Source organism: Micromonospora sp. WMMD1076, assembly GCF_029581475.1.
Classification (GTDB): domain Bacteria; phylum Actinomycetota; class Actinomycetes; order Mycobacteriales; family Micromonosporaceae; genus Micromonospora; species Micromonospora aurantiaca.
The window spans coordinates 6,305,001-6,320,130 of the sequence record NZ_CP120862.1 but is presented as its reverse complement, the minus strand read 5'-3'; the positions used below and the strand labels follow the sequence as shown (position 1 = coordinate 6,320,130).

General features: G+C 73.5%; 17 protein-coding genes. 9 read left to right on the top strand and 8 right to left on the bottom strand.

Going from position 1 to position 15,130, the window contains the following annotated elements; genetic code table 11:
- Window positions 1-8 precede the first annotated feature (8 nt).
- On the top strand, window positions 9-1,574 hold the full coding sequence (locus O7622_RS28570) for a PAS domain-containing sensor histidine kinase (protein ID WP_282311178.1): 1,566 nt from the start codon (window positions 9-11) through the stop codon (window positions 1,572-1,574).
- Here O7622_RS28570 and O7622_RS28565 read toward each other — a convergent pair.
- Window positions 1,549-3,186 carry a glycosyltransferase family 39 protein gene (locus O7622_RS28565; protein WP_282311177.1) on the bottom strand — a complete coding sequence of 546 codons (1,638 nt, stop codon included), beginning with the start codon at window positions 3,184-3,186 and terminating at the stop codon, window positions 1,549-1,551. The two genes, O7622_RS28570 and O7622_RS28565, sit on opposite strands and share 26 nt — an antisense overlap.
- A gap of 450 nt (window positions 3,187-3,636) precedes the next feature.
- Between O7622_RS28565 and O7622_RS28560 the strand changes: the two genes are divergently transcribed.
- The 4 genes from O7622_RS28560 (at window position 3,637) to O7622_RS28545 (ending at window position 7,049) form a co-directional block, all read left to right on the top strand.
- On the top strand, window positions 3,637-5,346 hold the full coding sequence (locus O7622_RS28560; protein ID WP_282311176.1) for a nitrite/sulfite reductase: 1,710 nt from the start codon (window positions 3,637-3,639) through the stop codon (window positions 5,344-5,346).
- Window positions 5,347-5,413: 67 nt separating this feature from the next.
- Window positions 5,414-5,572 carry a hypothetical protein gene (locus O7622_RS28555; protein ID WP_013288361.1) on the top strand — a complete coding sequence of 53 codons (159 nt, stop codon included), beginning with the start codon at window positions 5,414-5,416 and terminating at the stop codon, window positions 5,570-5,572.
- A complete protein-coding gene (locus tag O7622_RS28550) occupies window positions 5,569-6,318 on the top strand; it encodes a phosphoadenylyl-sulfate reductase (RefSeq protein WP_282311175.1) in 750 nt (249 codons plus the stop codon). Before O7622_RS28555 ends, O7622_RS28550 begins: the two co-directional genes overlap by 4 nt.
- Window positions 6,300-7,049, top strand: coding sequence for a CbiX/SirB N-terminal domain-containing protein (locus O7622_RS28545; RefSeq protein WP_282311174.1), 750 nt, complete (start codon window positions 6,300-6,302; stop codon window positions 7,047-7,049). Before O7622_RS28550 ends, O7622_RS28545 begins: the two co-directional genes overlap by 19 nt.
- Window positions 7,050-7,112: 63 nt before the next feature.
- On the opposite strand, the gene O7622_RS28540 is transcribed toward O7622_RS28545, so the two are convergent.
- Together O7622_RS28540 and O7622_RS28535 are read right to left on the bottom strand one after the other, a co-directional pair.
- Complete coding sequence (locus tag O7622_RS28540) at window positions 7,113-7,370, bottom strand: WhiB family transcriptional regulator (RefSeq protein ID WP_013288358.1); 258 nt, start codon at window positions 7,368-7,370, stop codon at window positions 7,113-7,115.
- Window positions 7,371-7,820: 450 nt separating this feature from the next.
- Complete coding sequence (locus O7622_RS28535) at window positions 7,821-8,771, bottom strand: diacylglycerol kinase family protein (protein WP_282311173.1); 951 nt, start codon at window positions 8,769-8,771, stop codon at window positions 7,821-7,823.
- Between the two features lie 43 nt (window positions 8,772-8,814).
- On the opposite strand from O7622_RS28535, the gene O7622_RS28530 reads away from it, so the two are divergent.
- Entirely contained in the window at window positions 8,815-9,216 is a 402-nt protein-coding gene (locus O7622_RS28530; RefSeq protein WP_282311172.1) for a hypothetical protein, read from the top strand.
- Window positions 9,217-9,329: 113 nt separating this feature from the next.
- Here O7622_RS28530 and O7622_RS28525 read toward each other — a convergent pair whose 3' ends face one another.
- The 3 genes from O7622_RS28525 to sodN are packed head-to-tail and all read right to left on the bottom strand — an operon-like array spanning window position 9,330 to window position 10,694.
- The gene (locus O7622_RS28525; RefSeq protein ID WP_282311171.1) at window positions 9,330-9,737 is read right to left on the bottom strand and encodes an ATP-binding protein; all 408 of its coding nucleotides are present in this window, start codon (window positions 9,735-9,737) and stop codon (window positions 9,330-9,332) included.
- Window positions 9,738-9,768: 31 nt separating this feature from the next.
- Window positions 9,769-10,293, bottom strand: coding sequence for a GNAT family N-acetyltransferase (locus O7622_RS28520; protein WP_282311170.1), 525 nt, complete (start codon window positions 10,291-10,293; stop codon window positions 9,769-9,771).
- Entirely contained in the window at window positions 10,290-10,694 is a 405-nt protein-coding gene (sodN, locus tag O7622_RS28515) for a superoxide dismutase, Ni (RefSeq protein WP_282311168.1), read from the bottom strand. The genes O7622_RS28520 and sodN overlap by 4 nt, the downstream gene beginning before the upstream one ends.
- A gap of 78 nt (window positions 10,695-10,772) precedes the next feature.
- Here sodN and O7622_RS28510 point away from each other — a divergent pair, with 78 nt between their 5' ends.
- From O7622_RS28510 to O7622_RS28500, 3 genes are all read left to right on the top strand, one after another.
- On the top strand, window positions 10,773-11,111 hold the full coding sequence (locus tag O7622_RS28510; protein WP_282311167.1) for a S26 family signal peptidase: 339 nt from the start codon (window positions 10,773-10,775) through the stop codon (window positions 11,109-11,111).
- 157 nt (window positions 11,112-11,268) lie between these two features.
- Window positions 11,269-12,444, top strand: a complete 1,176-nt coding sequence (locus tag O7622_RS28505; protein WP_282311166.1) for an NADP-dependent malic enzyme — start codon at window positions 11,269-11,271, stop codon at window positions 12,442-12,444.
- 76 nt (window positions 12,445-12,520) lie between these two features.
- Complete coding sequence (locus O7622_RS28500) at window positions 12,521-13,483, top strand: zinc-binding dehydrogenase (protein WP_282311165.1); 963 nt, start codon at window positions 12,521-12,523, stop codon at window positions 13,481-13,483.
- Window positions 13,484-13,585: 102 nt separating this feature from the next.
- Here O7622_RS28500 and O7622_RS28495 read toward each other — a convergent pair whose 3' ends face one another.
- Window positions 13,586-14,551, bottom strand: a complete 966-nt coding sequence (locus tag O7622_RS28495; RefSeq protein WP_282311164.1) for a chlorophyllase — start codon at window positions 14,549-14,551, stop codon at window positions 13,586-13,588.
- A gap of 40 nt (window positions 14,552-14,591) precedes the next feature.
- Complete coding sequence (locus tag O7622_RS28490; protein ID WP_282311163.1) at window positions 14,592-15,125, bottom strand: aminoglycoside adenylyltransferase; 534 nt, start codon at window positions 15,123-15,125, stop codon at window positions 14,592-14,594.
- Window positions 15,126-15,130: the final 5 nt, after the last annotated feature.

Genomic DNA, 15,130 nt, shown 5'->3' with positions numbered 1-15,130 from the left:
TGTGTGGCGTGTCCACCCTCCGTGACCTCGCCGAGGAGCACACTGCGCTCCGCCCGGCCGACATCGACCACCTGCACCGGATCGCCGGCGACTGGCAGCTGCTGTCCGACCTGTCCTTCGCCGACCTGCTGCTCTGGGTGCCGGTGGACGGTGACGGCACGTTCCTCTGCGTGGCCCAGGTCCGTCCCACCACCGCGCCGACCGCCTACCTGGACGACCAGGTCGGGCGCATCGTCGGCGGGGCCGAGGTGGCCCACCTGGAGGTGGCCCACCGGCAGGGACGGATCTGGCGCGAGGGCGACCCGGTCTGGTACGGCGACGTCCCGGCCCGCCACGAGGCGATCCCGGTCCGGCTGCGCACCGGCGACGGTGAAGCCGGCCAGGTGATCGCCGTGGTGGGCCGGGACACCAACCTCTCCACCGCGCGCACCCCGAGCCAGCTCGAACTGAACTACCTGACCACCGCCGACGACCTCGCCCAGATGATCGCCGACGGCACGTTCCCGCCGCCCCGACACCCCGGCGAGACCACCTCGGCGCCCCGGGTCGGCGACGGCCTGGTGCGGCTCGACGCCAACGGCAAGGTCACCTACGCCAGCCCGAACGCGCAGTCCGCGTACCGCCGCCTCGGCTACGCCTCCCACCTCGTCGGGGAGGACCTGGCCAAGCTGCATCGACGGCTCGCCGGCGACCCCCTCGAAGGCACCGACGCGGGCAACGCCGTGCTCGCCGCGCTGCGCGGCGAGGCGCCGCCCCGCCGGGAGATCGACGCGCGGGGCGCCACCATGCTCACCCGGGCGCTGCCGCTGATGCCCGCCGGAGTGCCGATCGGCGCGCTGGTGCTGGTCCGCGACATCACCGAGGTACGCCGCCGAGACCGCGCCCTGATCACCAAGGACGCCACCATCCGGGAGATCCACCACCGGGTGAAGAACAACCTCCAGACCGTCGCCGCGCTGCTGCGCCTCCAGGCCCGGCGCGTCGCCATGCCCGAGGCGCGGGTGGCGCTGGAGGAATCGGTACGCCGGGTCGCCTCGATCGCTCTCGTCCACGAGACGCTCTCCCTGTCCAGCGACGAGGCGGTCGAGTTCGACGGCATCGTGGACCGGGTCGCCAGCGCCGCCACCGAGGTCGCCGCCACCGAGGTGAGCGTGGGCATGCGCCGTCGCGGCACGTTCGGCGTCCTGCCCGCCGAGATCGCCACCTCGCTGGTGATGGTGCTCAACGAGCTGCTGCTCAACGCCGTCGAACACGGCTTCCCGCCGGCCGACGAGGAGGCCGCTGCCCCGTCGCCCGCAGACGCGCCCCGGCCCGAGGTGGTGGTCTCCGCGCACCGGGCCCGCAAGCAGCTGCACGTGACCGTCACCGACAACGGCCGGGGACTGCCCGAGCAGTTCGACGCCGAACGCGGCGGCAACCTCGGCCTCCAGATCGTCCGGGCGCTGGTCACCGGCGAGCTGCGCGGCACCATCGACCTGCGCAACGGCGCCGACGGCGGCACCGAGGCGGCCATCGTCGTACCGCTGGCCCGCGGCACCACCGACCGCCTCACCGGACGAGCAGGGCCACCGTGATCCCCGGCCGCGGCCACACCCGCCGTACCGGGTAGCCCGCGCGCAGCGCGTCGCCCTTCGCGCCGGGCACCGCCGCCGGCGGGTCCGCGTGGCGGCCGGTGACCACCAGCCACACCCGGTCCACCCCGGCCAGGCACCGCGCCGGGTCGTCGCACTCCACGGCCCAGAGGCTCGCGTCCTGACGCTGGTCGCGGACCACGAGCACGTCGCGCGGCAGCCTCGACCCCAGGTGGTACGCCATGCCGAGATCCGGGAACAGCCAGCCGTCCCGGGGCGCGTAGACGATCGCGTCGCCCGGCCGCTGCTCGGCGCTGATGATCCCGGCCGCCCCCGCGTAGTCGACTGGTGCGCTGCGCGGCCACTCGTGGGTACGGCGCAGGGCCGCCTGGTCGGGCAGCCCGAGCAGCCCCGCCAGCACCACCACCGCCAGCCCTGCCGCGAGCGGTCGCAGAGTCTTCTGTGGTGGCGCGGCCGGCGGACCGGTCCGCGTTGTCCCCGTCGGCGCGGCGCCGGCCAGCAGGCAGGCGAACGGCACGGTGAAGACCAGGTAGCGGGTCACCCAGAGCGGCACCATCGTCCCGGCGGCGAAGACCAGCAGCACCGGCAGCAGCACGGCGGCGGCGGGCAGCAGCGCCCGGCGACCCAGCCGGGCCGCCCCGAGCGCCGCGAGCGCGAGCACGAACCCGCCGACGACGCCGCTCTGCGCCAGCGCGCCCGGCAGTGCCGCCAGGTCGGGCAGGCGCGCCGGATCCACCCAGTCGAGCTGGCGTCCACGCTGTCCCCGGGCCACGAGCGCCAGCGGAGTGACCAGCAGAACCGCCGGCAGCAGCGCCACCAGCCACCACGCGAACACGGCCGGCGCCCGCTGTGTGCCGGCCGAGTCCCGGTGGGAGCCCGCACGTTCCGGGCCGGCTACGCGAGGGTGGGCCGGGTCGGAGTCGCCCGCGCGTACCGGGCTGGTTCCACCGATGTGGGCTGGTGGGGACTGGCCCGGATCCTCGGCGCGTTGCTGTCCGGCGGCGTCCGTCCGTAGCGGGTCGAGGCCCGCTGCGGACGGACCGCGTGCGGCGGCCAGCAGCACCACGAGGGCGTGCGCGGCGAGCAGCGTGAGCGCGAGCAGGTGGAACAGGCCGAGCGCGGCGACCGCGACCGCGTACCCGGCCCAGCGCCACCGTCCCGGCCGGCGCAGCGCCTCGACCAGCAGCAGCGTGGCCAGCACGGCGAGCAGCGTCGCGAGGGCGTACGGGCGGGCCTCCTGGCCGTACCGCGAGGTGACCGGCAGCACCGCGAACAGCAGCCCGGCCAGCAGCCCGGCGCGGCGGCCGACGAGCACCGCGCCGAGGCGGGCGGTGAGCGCGGCAGCCACCGCCACGGCCAGCGCCGAGGGCAGCCGCAGCGCGGTCGGCGACGTCCCGGCCAGCGCGGTCCAGCCGTGCATGAGCAGGTAGTACGGCCCGGTCGCGGCGTCGATGGTGCGGGTCATCCGGACCAGGTCCGGCACCGGGCGGGTGGCGGCGCTCCAGGTGGCCAGCTCGTCCCGCCACGGCTGGGCGTGCCCGATGCCGGCCAGCGTCACCACGAGCGTGAGCAGTCCGGGAACCACCCACACCACCGGACCCGACCGGGCACGGACAGACGCGGGCGCGAACCTCCTCACCCCCGCAGCGTCACACGCCCGCTCCCGTAAACCCGCCCGCTCCACCGAAACCCACCCACCCGGCCCCAGCGACGGGGCGAAGGTGGGGAGGGCGGGTGGAAGGGGGTCGATCTCTGCGGGCCCGTGATGTGGGATCACAGTGCGGAGCTGTGGTCGCGCGGAGCGGGGTGTGGCAGCATGAGGCACATGACCGCCGCTGTCGTCCGCCGCTTCGTGGCTCGTCGCCACGTCGACTACGGCCGCGTGCGCAGCGCGATCTGTCCGGCCCACTGACGACGCCCGACCTTCCCGTCTCGGGCGCGTACTCGCGCCGGCCGTCATCGACATCGCCGTCCACGGCCCTCTCCAGGGTCGGCCGCCGCGTCCGCGCTCCAGGCACCGCAGCAGACCATGGAGGACGCCGCGATGGCGGTCAGCAGCACCCCGACCCGTCCCGACACCCCGGCGCCTGCCGCCCGTGCGCCCCGCCGGCCACGCGGCGAGGGACAGTGGGCGCTCGGACACCGTGAGCCGCTCAACCCCAACGAGCGCATCAAGAAGGACGACGACCCGCTGAACGTGCGGGACCGGATCGAGAACATCTACGCCCACAGCGGTTTCGCCTCGATCGACCCGCAGGACCTGCGCGGCCGGTTCCGCTGGTGGGGCCTCTACACGCAGCGCAAGGCCGGCATCGACGGCGGGCGTACCGCAGTGCTGGAGCCGCACGAGCTGGAGGACGAGTTCTTCATGCTCCGGGTCCGGGTGGACGGCGGCCAGCTCAACCTGGCCCAGCTCCGCGTGATCGCGGACATCTCCCGGGAGTTCGCCCGGGACACCGCCGACATCACCGACCGGCAGAACATCCAGTACCACTGGATCCGGGTCGAGGACATGCCGGAGATCTGGCGCCGGCTGGAGGCGGTCGGACTGCAGACCACCGAGGCGTGCGGCGACTGCCCCCGGATCGTGCTGGGCAGCCCGGTCGCCGGGGTGGCCCGGGACGAGGTGATCGACCCGACCCCGGCGATCGACGAGATCGTCCGCCGGTACGTCGGCGACAAGGCGTACTCCAACCTGCCCCGCAAGTTCAAGACGTCGATCTCCTGGCTGGTCGACACGCCGTACGAGGCGAACGACATCGCGTTCCTCGGTGTGGAGCACCCGGAGCACGGGCCCGGGTTCGACGTGTGGGTCGGCGGCGGGCTGTCCACCAACCCGATGCTCGCCAAGCGGCTCGGCGTCTGGGTGCCGCGCAACGAGGTACCGGACGTGTGGGCCGGTGTGGTCGGCATCTTCCGCGACTACGGCTACCGCCGGCTGCGCAACCGGGCCCGGCTGAAGTTCCTGGTCGCCGACTGGGGCGTGGAGCGCTTCCGCGAGGTGCTGGAGAAGGAGTACCTGGGCCGGACGCTGCTCGACGGTCCGGCCGCGGACCTGCCGGCGAAGCCGGTCGACCACATCGGCGTGCACCAGCAGCGCGACGGCGCGAACTACGTGGGCGCGGCCCCGGTGGTGGGCCGGGTGTCCGGCACCCAGCTGGCGCAGCTCGCCGACGTGGTCGAGGCGCACGGCAGTGACCGGGTGCGGCTCACGCCGTACCAGAAACTGCTCGTGCTGGACGTGGCGCCGGAGCGGACCGACTCGCTGGTCGCGGCGCTGCGCGGGATCGGCCTGGAGGCCCGGCCGTCAGCCTGGCGGCGCGGCACGATGGCCTGCACCGGCATCGAGTTCTGCAAGCTCGCCATCGTCGAGACCAAGCGGCGCGGTGAGGAGCTGGTCGCGCGCCTGGAGGAGCGGCTGCGCGACTTCGACGCGGACATCTCCATCCACCTCAACGGCTGCCCGAACGCCTGCGCCCGCACCCAGGTCGCCGACATCGGGCTCAAGGGCCAGCTCGTGGTCGGCCCGGACGGCCGCCAGGTCGAGGGCTTCCAGGTGCACCTCGGCGGCGGCCTCGGCATGGCGCAGGGGCGGACCGCCGGCTTCGGCCGCAAGCTGCGCGGCCTGAAGACCACCGCCGAGGAGCTTCCGGAGTACGTGGAACGGCTCGCCCGCCGCTACCTGGCCGGCCGGACCGAGGGCGAGACGTTCGCCAACTGGGTGATCAGAGCTGACGAGGAGGAGTTGCGATGAGCGAGCGAATCATTCGGCTCAGTGCGGCCGTGCCTCATCGTGCCGGCGAGCGTAGCGAGGTGGCGCGATGAGCGACGCCAGATCTGCGCCTCTCTACTGCCCGTACTGCGGTGAGGAGGACCTGCGACCGCACGAGGCCGGGCACGGGGCCTGGGAGTGCCACGCCTGCGCGCGGGTCTTCGCGGTGAAGTTCACCGGCCTGCTGAGCCGGGCGGTGACCCGGTGACCGGCCTCGTCTCCGCCGCCGGCCTCGGGCTGATCGGCGCGGCTGAGCCGGCCCGCCGCGACCCGGAGGAGCTGCGCGCGCTGGCCGAGGAGGCCGGCCGGGAGCTGGCGGACGCGCCCGCGCTGGAGATCGCGCGGTGGGCGGCGGAGACCTTCGGCGAGCGGTTCTGCGTGACCAGCTCGATGGCCGACGGCGTGGTGGCGCACCTGGTCTCCCGGGTCGCGCCCGGCGTCGACGTGGTGTTCCTGGACACCGGGCTGCACTTCCCGGAGACGTTGCGGGTCCGCGACGAGGTGGCCCGGCGGATGCCGGTGCGGGTGCGCTCCATCCGGCCCCGGATGACTGTGGGCCAGCAGGACGGCCAGTACGGTCCGCGCCTGTTCAACAGGTCCCCGGACGACTGCTGCCAGCTCCGCAAGGTGGAGCCGCTGGAACGGGCGCTGTCCGGGTACGACGCCTGGGCCGCCGGGCTGCGGCGGGACGAGTCGCCGACCCGGGCGAACACGCCGGTGGTGGGCTTCGACGCGCGGCGCGGCAAGGTCAAGGTGAACCCGATCGCGGCCTGGACGCAGCGGGAGGTGGACGCGTACGTGGCCCGGTACGACATCCCGGTCAACGAGCTGTTCGCCCGCGGCTACGGCTCGATCGGCTGCTGGCCGTGCACGCGGCGGACCCGGGCGGGGGAGGACCCGCGCGCCGGGCGCTGGGCGATGTTCGAGAAGACCGAGTGCGGCCTGCACACCTGAGCGCCGGGCCGCCGGTGGTGCTGGTGGCGCACGGCAGCCGTGACCCGCGTGCGGCGGAGGCGACCCGGGCGCTGGCCCGGGCCGTGGCGGACACCTGCCCCGGTCGTCCGGTGCTGCCGAGCTGGCTCGACCACACCGATCCCGGGCCGGTCGAGGTGCTGCGCGGGCTGGCCGCCGCCGGCCACTCCCGGGCGGTCCTGGTGCCGCTGCTGCTGACCGCCGCGTACCACCGGAAGGTGGACATCCCGGCGGCGGTCGCGGCGGCCGACGCGGACATCGAGGTACGGGTGACCGACGTGCTGGGGCCGACCGGCGGCGGGGTGGACGGCGGGCTGCTGGACGGGCTGGGCCGCCGCCTGGCGGAGGCGACCGGTGACGGGCCGGGTGGGCTGGACGCGGTGGTGCTGGCGGCGGCGGGTACCCGGGATCCGGCGGCGCGCGCCTCGGTGGGGCGGGTCGCCGCGGCGTTCGGCGCCGGGCTGGGCGTGCCCTGCCGCGTCTCGTACGCCTCGGCCGCACCCCCGGAGGTCGGCGGCGCGGTGACGCGACTGCGGGCCGCGGGCGCCCGGCGGGTCGCCGTGGCCGCCTACTTCCTGGCGCCGGGCCGGTTCCACGACGGGGTACGCGCGTCGGCCCGGTCGGCCGGCGCGGTGGCGGTGGCGGACCCCCTGACCGACCTGCCGGAGCTGACGGACCTGGTCCGGCGGCGGGTGGAGGCGGTGGCGGGCTGACCCGGTCCGGGACAGCAGAACGCCCCGGCCGGGATCCCGGCCGGGGCGGTCAGCGTGTACGGGTCAGGCGGAGTGAGCGCGCAGCACCCGGAGGCCGCCGCGGCGCTTCACCGCGCGACGCTCCTCTTCGCTCATCCCACCCCAGACGCCGGCGTCCTGACCGGACTCCAGCGCCCACTGCAGGCACTGGTCGGTCACGGGGCAGCGCCGGCAGACGGCCTTCGCCTGCTCCACCTGAAGGAGGGCCGGGCCGGACGTCCCGATCGGGAAGAACAGCTCCGGGTCCTCGTCGCGGCAGACCGAATCGTGGCGCCAGTCCATGGCGGCAACACTCCTCATTCTTAGTGGGTGGCCAGATAACGCTTCGTTGTTGCTATTTCTATATGCGTCCGCATTGCCGAATGGTGACGGTCAGCATCCGTCAATTCGGCGCAGCGTGAGCAGGCTGTGGGGTGCCCGGACCTGCTGGAACAGCTCAACCGAACGAGCATATCCAGGCAATGTCCCGGCAACACGAGTTCGCTTGTGAATACTTTCACGAACTACAGCGATGTCAAGGGTGACGCTCGGAAAAACTCCGAACAGTGAGCGGGCTCACCACCCATTTGTCCCGGTTTGCCAGAGCCCTGGTTACCCGGCGTGCCACAGTCGATAATCAATGTAGTACGGTCTGCGTGACGTTGCTGACATTTCCGGCACCCTTCCTCGGCGTGGCGGCCACCACGCCCGTGTGGCGGGGGGTCCGCGTCAACCGACTGGGATACCCGAGACCTAGCAGATTACTCTCAGTGCGGCCGGTACGGATGTGAATCGGACTTTCTCCCGCTCGCCGAGGTAGTCCCCGTCCAGCTGGAACGGCAACGGCCGCTCCGAGACCAGCGTGAACTCCGCCACGTCGTGCAGCCGCAACACCTGCTTGCCGTGCGGATCCGGTCGCTTCGAGAAGAACTGCACCGCCGTACGGGCCGTGCTGGCGACCCGCAGCCGCCGCAACGCGAGCACGTCGAGCCCGAGATCGAACGACGCCTCCGGGTTCGGGTTGATCTCGCGGTCGCCCAGGTACGTCCACGGCGCGGTGTTCTGGATGATCGCTGTGGCCAACTCCGCCTCGGGCGCCTCACCCGGGCGCTCCAGCGTGATCGACGGGTGGCGGCGGTCCGAGCCGACGAAGTACTGACTCGCCGTGGAACGGAAGTAGAGCGCCGGGGTGGAGACGCGCCCCTTCTTGCGGGCCTGCTCCACCCGGCGGATGACTGCCGCGTCCAGCCCGAAGCCGGCGCAGAACGTGAAGTAGCGGTCGTCCGCACGGCCCAGCCCGATCGTGCGGGACCGGCCCAGCCGCAGCCCTTCCAGGATCATGCTGGTGCCGTCCGGCCACTCCCGGGGCAGCCCGAGCGCGCGGGCGAAGACGTTCGTCGAACCGCCCGGCACCGTGGCCAGCGCGGGCAGCCGCTCGGCCGAGGTCTGTCCGGTACGGAACGTCGGCGGCTCCGCCGCCATCAGGCCGTTCACCACCTCGTTGACGGTGCCGTCACCGCCGAGCGTGACGACCAGGTCGACGCCCTCCTGGGCGGCCTCCCGGGCCAGGTCCGTGGCGTGGCCCCGTCGGCGGGTGTAGCGCACCGACAGGTCGACTTCACTGCGCAACGCCCGGACCAGCACGTCCCGGCTGCGCTCGCTGGTGGTGGTGGCCTTCGGATTGACCACCAGGACGGCCCGCATGGGCGGCACTGTACCGCGACTACCCACCGGTATCGTGGCGCCCGTGACGATCGACTCCGACCCGCTCCCCGGCACGCTGCGCGCCGCGGTGCTCCTGCTACGTGCCCAGGCGGTGGCGCTGGGGCTGATCGCGGTGTGGCTCATCCGGGCCGACCTCACCGCCGACACGACGGATCTGACCTCGGCGCTGCTGGTGACCGTCTTCGCCGTCGGCGGCGCGGTGGCGCTCTGGGCGCTCGGCGGCGCGCTGTCCCGCCGCCGTGCCGGTGCCCGCGCGCCGGCCATCGTGCTCCAGCTCATGCTGCTGCCGGTCGGCTGGTTCATGATCGAGGGCGGCATGGGCTGGCTCGGGGTGCCGCTGATGGCGCTCGGGATCGGCATGGCCGGGTTGCTGGTGAGCGGTCCGACCAACCGCGCGCTGGGTTTCGGCGAACCGGCCCGTTGAGCGCGGGACCGGCCCGACATCGCCGGCCCGCTGAGACCGGACCGGCCCGACATCGCCGGCCCGCTGAGACCGGACCGGCCCGACATCGCCGGGCCGGTGGCCGCGAAGACCGGTCAGAAGCCGCCGGCGCGGCGGGTCAGCAGCGAGATGGTGGCCCGGCCGTCGGACGCGTGGGCGTTCGCCCCGGTGGTCAGCGCGGTGAGCACCTTCCACGCGAACGACGACTCGGACGGGAGCGTGGCGCCCCGGACCGTCGGCACCGTCACCTCGACGGTGAGCGCGTCCTCGGTCACCGCGAAGCGGCACTCCAGCTCGGCGTCGCGGGTGGCGATGGCGAGCAGCATGGCGCATGCCTCGTCGACGGCGATGCGCAGATCCTCGATCTCGTCGAGGGCGAACTGGAGCCGGGCCGCGAGGCCGGCCGTGGCGGTGCGGAGCACGCCGAGATAACCACCGTCGGCGGGCACGGTGAGGTGGACGACGTCGTCGTCGGTCGTCGGGTGCCCGGTCAGTTGAGTCACGGCTCCTCCCCCGGTGCGGGACTCTACCCGGTCAGGGGACGGGCCGCGTGGGCGCGGCCGTCGCGTGCGTGACGAGCTCGTGCAACGCGGGCCCGGCCAGGCGGTACGGGGTCCACTCGTCCATCGGCGTGGCGCCGATCGCGGCGTAGAAGCGGGCCGCCGGGTTCCAGTGGATCATCCACCACTCCAGCCGCTGGTAGCCGCGCTCCACGCAGATCGCGGCGAGCGTGGCGAGCAGCATCCGGCCCGCGCCGGTGCCCCGGGCGTCCGGGCGGACGTAGAGGTCCTCCAGGTAGATGCCGTGCACGCCGGCCCAGGTGGAGAAGTTGAGGAACCAGAGTGCGAAGCCGACCGGCCGGTCCGACGCGTCGACGGCGACGTGGCCGTACAGCGCCGGCGAGGGGCCGAACAGGGCCGTGTCGAGCTGTGCCGTGGTCAGGTGGCACTGTTCCGGTGCGCGCTCGTACTCGGCGAGTTCGTGCACCATGGCGACGACGGCCGGTACGTCCTCGGGACGTACCGGCCGGATCGTCGGAGTGCCGTCGGGCGACGTCACGCCTGCTTGGTCTCCCAGAAGATCTTCGAGATCTCGTCGATCTTCGTCAGCAGCTCGTCTGCCTTGGCCGGGTCGGTGCCGCCCTTGGCGCCGGCCGCGCCGGCCAGCTTGGTGGCCTCGTTGAACAGCTGGTGCAGGTGCGGGTACTTCTCGAAGTGCGGCGGCTTGAAGTAGTCGGTCCAGAGCACCCACAGGTGGTGCTTGACCAGCTCCGCCCGCTGCTCCTTGATCAGGATGGCGCGGGTGCGGAACTCCGGGTCGGTGTTGGCCTGGTACTTCTCGCAGATCATTTTGACCGACTCGGCCTCGATCCGGGCCTGGGCCGGGTCGTATACGCCGCAGGGCAGGTCGCAGTGAGCGCTGGCCGTCACCCGGGGCGTGAGGATGCGGGGAAGGCGCATCAGGGTCCTCCATGGGTTGTTTGCGATGATCCAGGACGACATTACTCCTGGAGACGCCCTCGGGGGCTGGGAGGTGACATGGCGCCCATCGGTGAATTCCCCGCCCTGCGCGGCCCGCTGGTGCCGGTGCTGGTGACCGGCCCGTCGATGGCCCCGACGCTGCGTCACGGCGACGCGGTGCTGGTCCGCACGAGAGGCCGGCCGGTACGCGCCGGGGACGTGGTCGTCGCGGTGTTCCGCAGCCGTCCCGACCTGCTCGTCGTCAAACGGGCGGTGGAACCGCGCGACGGCGGATGGTGGTTGCGCGGTGACAACGATTTCGTCGCCGACGACTCCCGGGCGTACGGGGTGGCCGACGTCCGGGGCCGGGTGGTCGCCCGCTGGTGGCCGCGCCCCGGACGGGTCAGGGGCCGGTGACGACCGGAACGGATATGACCCCGCTCACATACTGGGTGCCGACGCGTGACTATGCTCGAAAAGTGCCCGGGTGACCCCCGCACCGCCACGCCGCCGGTCGCTGACCACCGCTGACCACGCCGGCCGGTCCGTCTGCTCGACAGATCCTGGAGTCACCATGTCTTCGTCCACCCCGGACCCCGCCGATCCCGTCTTCCGCCTGCACGTCGGCGGCAAGATGGCGGTCGCCTCCACAGTGCCGCTGACCAGCCGCGAGGACCTCTCCCTCGCGTACACCCCGGGTGTGGCCCGGGTGTGCGAGGCGATCGCCGCCGACCCCGCGCTCGTCGACACCTACACCTGGGTGTCGCACACCGTCGCCGTGGTGACCGACGGTTCCGCCGTACTCGGTCTGGGCAACATCGGCCCGCGCGCCGCGCTGCCCGTGATGGAGGGCAAGGCGGTGCTGTTCAAGCAGTTCGCCGGCGTGGACGCGGTGCCGGTCTGCCTGGACACCCAGGACGTGGACGAGATCGTCGCGACGGTCAAGGCGCTCGCGCCCTCGTTCGGCGGGATCAACCTGGAGGACATCAGCGCCCCGCGCTGCTTCGAGGTGGAGCGCCGGCTCGACGAGGCGCTGGACATCCCGGTCTTCCACGACGACCAGCACGGCACCGCGATCGTGGTGCTCGCCGCGCTGCGCAACGCCGCGACGCTGCTCAACCGCAAGCTCGGTGACCTGCGGGTGGCGGTCAGCGGTGCGGGCGCGGCCGGGGTGGCGGTCACCAAGATGCTGATCGCCGGCGGCGTCGACCCGGACCGGGTGGTGGTGTGCGACTCGCGCGGCATCATCGGCCGGCACCGCGAGCTGACCGGCACCAAGGCCGAACTGGCCGAGATCACCAACGCCGAGGGCCGGCAGGGCGACATCACCGAGGCGCTGCGCGACGCGGACGTGCTCGTGGGCGTCTCCGGCGGCCAGATCCCGGAGGCGGCGGTGGCCGGCATGGCCCCCGGCGGCATCGTGTTCGCGCTGGCCAACCCCACCCCGGAGGTGCACCCCGAGGTGGCCGCCCGGCACGTGGCGGTGGTCGCCACCGGGCGCAGCGACTACCCGAACCAGATCAACAACGTGCTCGCGTTCCCGGGTGTGTTCCGGGGCGCGCTGGACGCCGGGGCCACCCGGATCACCGACTCGATGAAGGTGGCCGCCGCCGACGCCATCGCCGGCGTGGTGGCCGAGTCGCTGACCGTCGACGCGATCGTGCCCTCCCCGCTGGACCCGCGAGTCGCCCCGGCGGTGGCCGAGGCGGTCGCGGAGGCCGCCCGCCGCGACGGGGTAGCCCGCCGCTGAGGTGTAAGGAAGGGCCCCTTCTTAACGCCTCCGGTAGAGGAAGGGCCCCTTCTTAACGGGCGCTCAGCTTGTTACCGTGCCGATCATGCGTGCTGCCTATGCCTCGGCCTTCGACGCCGACAACCCGCTCGCCGCGCTCGCCGTCGGCGACCGTCCCGAGCCGGCCCACCCGCAGGACGACTGGGTCACGGTGCGGGTCCGGGCCAGCTCGCTCAACCACCACGACCTCTGGTCGCTGCGGGGCGTGGGCCTGGCCGCCGACCAGCTGCCGATGATCCTGGGCTGCGACGCGGCCGGCACCGACCCGGACGGCAACGAGGTGGTCATCTACCCGGTGGTGCCCACCCCCGGTGACCCGCGTGGGGTCTCCATCCTCTCCGAGCACTACCAGGGCACGTTCGCCGAGCTTGTCGCCGTACCCCGGATGAACCTGCTGCCGCTGCCCGACGGCCTGTCGGCGACCGACGCGGCGTGCCTGCCCACGGCCTGGCTCACCGCGTGGCGGATGCTGACCACCAAGGGCCGGGTCGCCGACGGCGAGTCGGTGCTGGTCCAGGGTGCCGGCGGTGGCGTGGCCACAGCGGCCGTCGCGCTCGCCGTCGCGCTCGGCAAGAGGGTGTACGCGACCAGCCGCGACGCCGCCAAGCGGGAGCGGATCACCGAGCTGGGCGCGACCGCGCTGGAGCCCGGCGCACGGCTGCCGGAACGGGTCGACGTGGTGATCGAGACGGTCGGCGCGGCCACCTTCGACCACTCGCTGAAGTCGGCTGCCCCGGCTGCCCGGATCGTGGTCTCCGGCGCCACCTCCGGGCACGAGCCCAAGATCAACCTACGGCGGGTCTTCGCCATGCAGCTGGAGATCCTCGGCACCTCGATGGGCACCCCGGACGAACTGACCGAGCTGCTCGCGTTCTGCGCCGAGCACGAGGTGCGCCCGGTGGTCGACCGGGTGGTGCCGTTCAGCGAGATCTCCGAGGCGTTCGCCCGGCTGCACTCCGGCGACGTCTTCGGCAAGGTGGTCGTCGACCACACCGCCTGAGGCGGTCGACCACGCCGCCTGACGCGGACGGCGCGCGCGGCGCGGATGGCGTGTTAAGAAGGGGCCCCTTCTCTACCGGAGACGTTAAGAAGGGGCCCTTCCTTACAGGCGGTCGTCGAGGGTGGCCAGGCCGCCCCGGGCGGCGTCGGCGGGGAGGCGCTTCTTCGCCGCCGGGTCGCCGTAGAGCGTCCAGCGGAGGAACTCGACAGTGGTGTCGGCGACCACGCCCAGCGCCTTGCCGTCGCCGAGCAGCGCCCGGCCGTGGTCGCCCTTCGGCAGGCTGAGCATCGCCTTCGGCCACGGCACCACGTCGTACACGGCCTTGCCGGCGGCGTACGACACCACCTCGTCGGCCTCGCCGTGCACGAACAACTGCGGCGCGGCGGCACCGGCGAACGCGGTACCCACACCGAGCGCGGTGCCGGCGAAGACGATGCCCGCGTCCAGCCGCTCGTCCCGGCCGGCGGTGAACAGCCCGATCGTGGTCACGCCACCGGCGCTGTGCCCGGTCGCGGCCACCCGCTCCGGGTCCAGCCGGCCGCGCAGCGGATCGCCAGCCTTCTCGCCGAGCGCGAGCACCCGCGTCAGCACGTACGACACGTCGGCCGGCTGGTTGAGCACGTCCAGCGGGTTGCCGTCGGTGCCCCGGGAGGTGTGCGGGAAACGCGGCGCGGCGACCACGAACCCGGCCGCCGCCCAGCGGGTCAGCAGCGCCTGGTAGTCCTCCGGCCGGGCGCTGAGCCCGTGGCTGAACAGCACCACCGGGAACCGCCCGTCCGCCGCCGGGGCGGAACGCTCGACCGCGCCACCGGCCGCGCCCGCCGCCGGGTACCAGAGCGTCACCGGCAACGGCCGGTCGCCGTCGCGGTTCAGCTTCACCTGGCGTACGCCGACCGCGAAGCTCTCCGTGGGGGCCTTGCCGGCGGGTACGCGCGGAGCCGGTGTGGTGGTCGTCGGCGGGGCGTCGGGGGCGGGCCGCCCGGCCGGGGCGGTGGGCTGCTCCGAGCAGCCGGTGAGGGCGGCGCCGAGCACGGCGGCGGTGATCAGGGCGGCGGGACGACGGCGCATGAACTCGATTGTGCCTCGCGATCCCGGCCACCAGGCCGGGTCAGCGCGGCAGGTGACCGCCCGCTGACGCCCGGAGACGAGCCAGGTCGGCGGCGTCCTTGGCCCGGCGCGGGCGCTCGGGCATCCAGATCGGGAACATCTCCTTGAACTCGATCTGCGCCGCGACGCTGATCACCGGTGCCGCGAGCGTGCCGATCCGGCCGGGCGGCCCGGCCAGCATGCCTTCCGGCAGGGCGGTGCCCGCCCACGGTCCGGCGCCGACGACGACGCGGCCGTGCGCGTCCCGGTCGAGGTACGCGAAGCTCAGCTCGACGTCGTCGCGCAGCAGGTCGAGTTGCGCCGTTGCGGGCATCCGGGGGTCGGGGCGCCAGCCGAGCGCGCCGAGCCGGTCGGCCAGCGTCCCGGCGTCGCGCCGCCAGCAGTACCAGTCGACGTCCACGTGCGGGCGTGTGACTTCGCCGAGGTGGAAGTCCATCGCCCAGCCTCCGCGCAGCCACACGTCGATCCCACCGGCGCCGGCGATGTCGACGACCTCCCGGATGGCCCCCAGTTGCCGTTCCCCCACCCCGTCCATCCCGG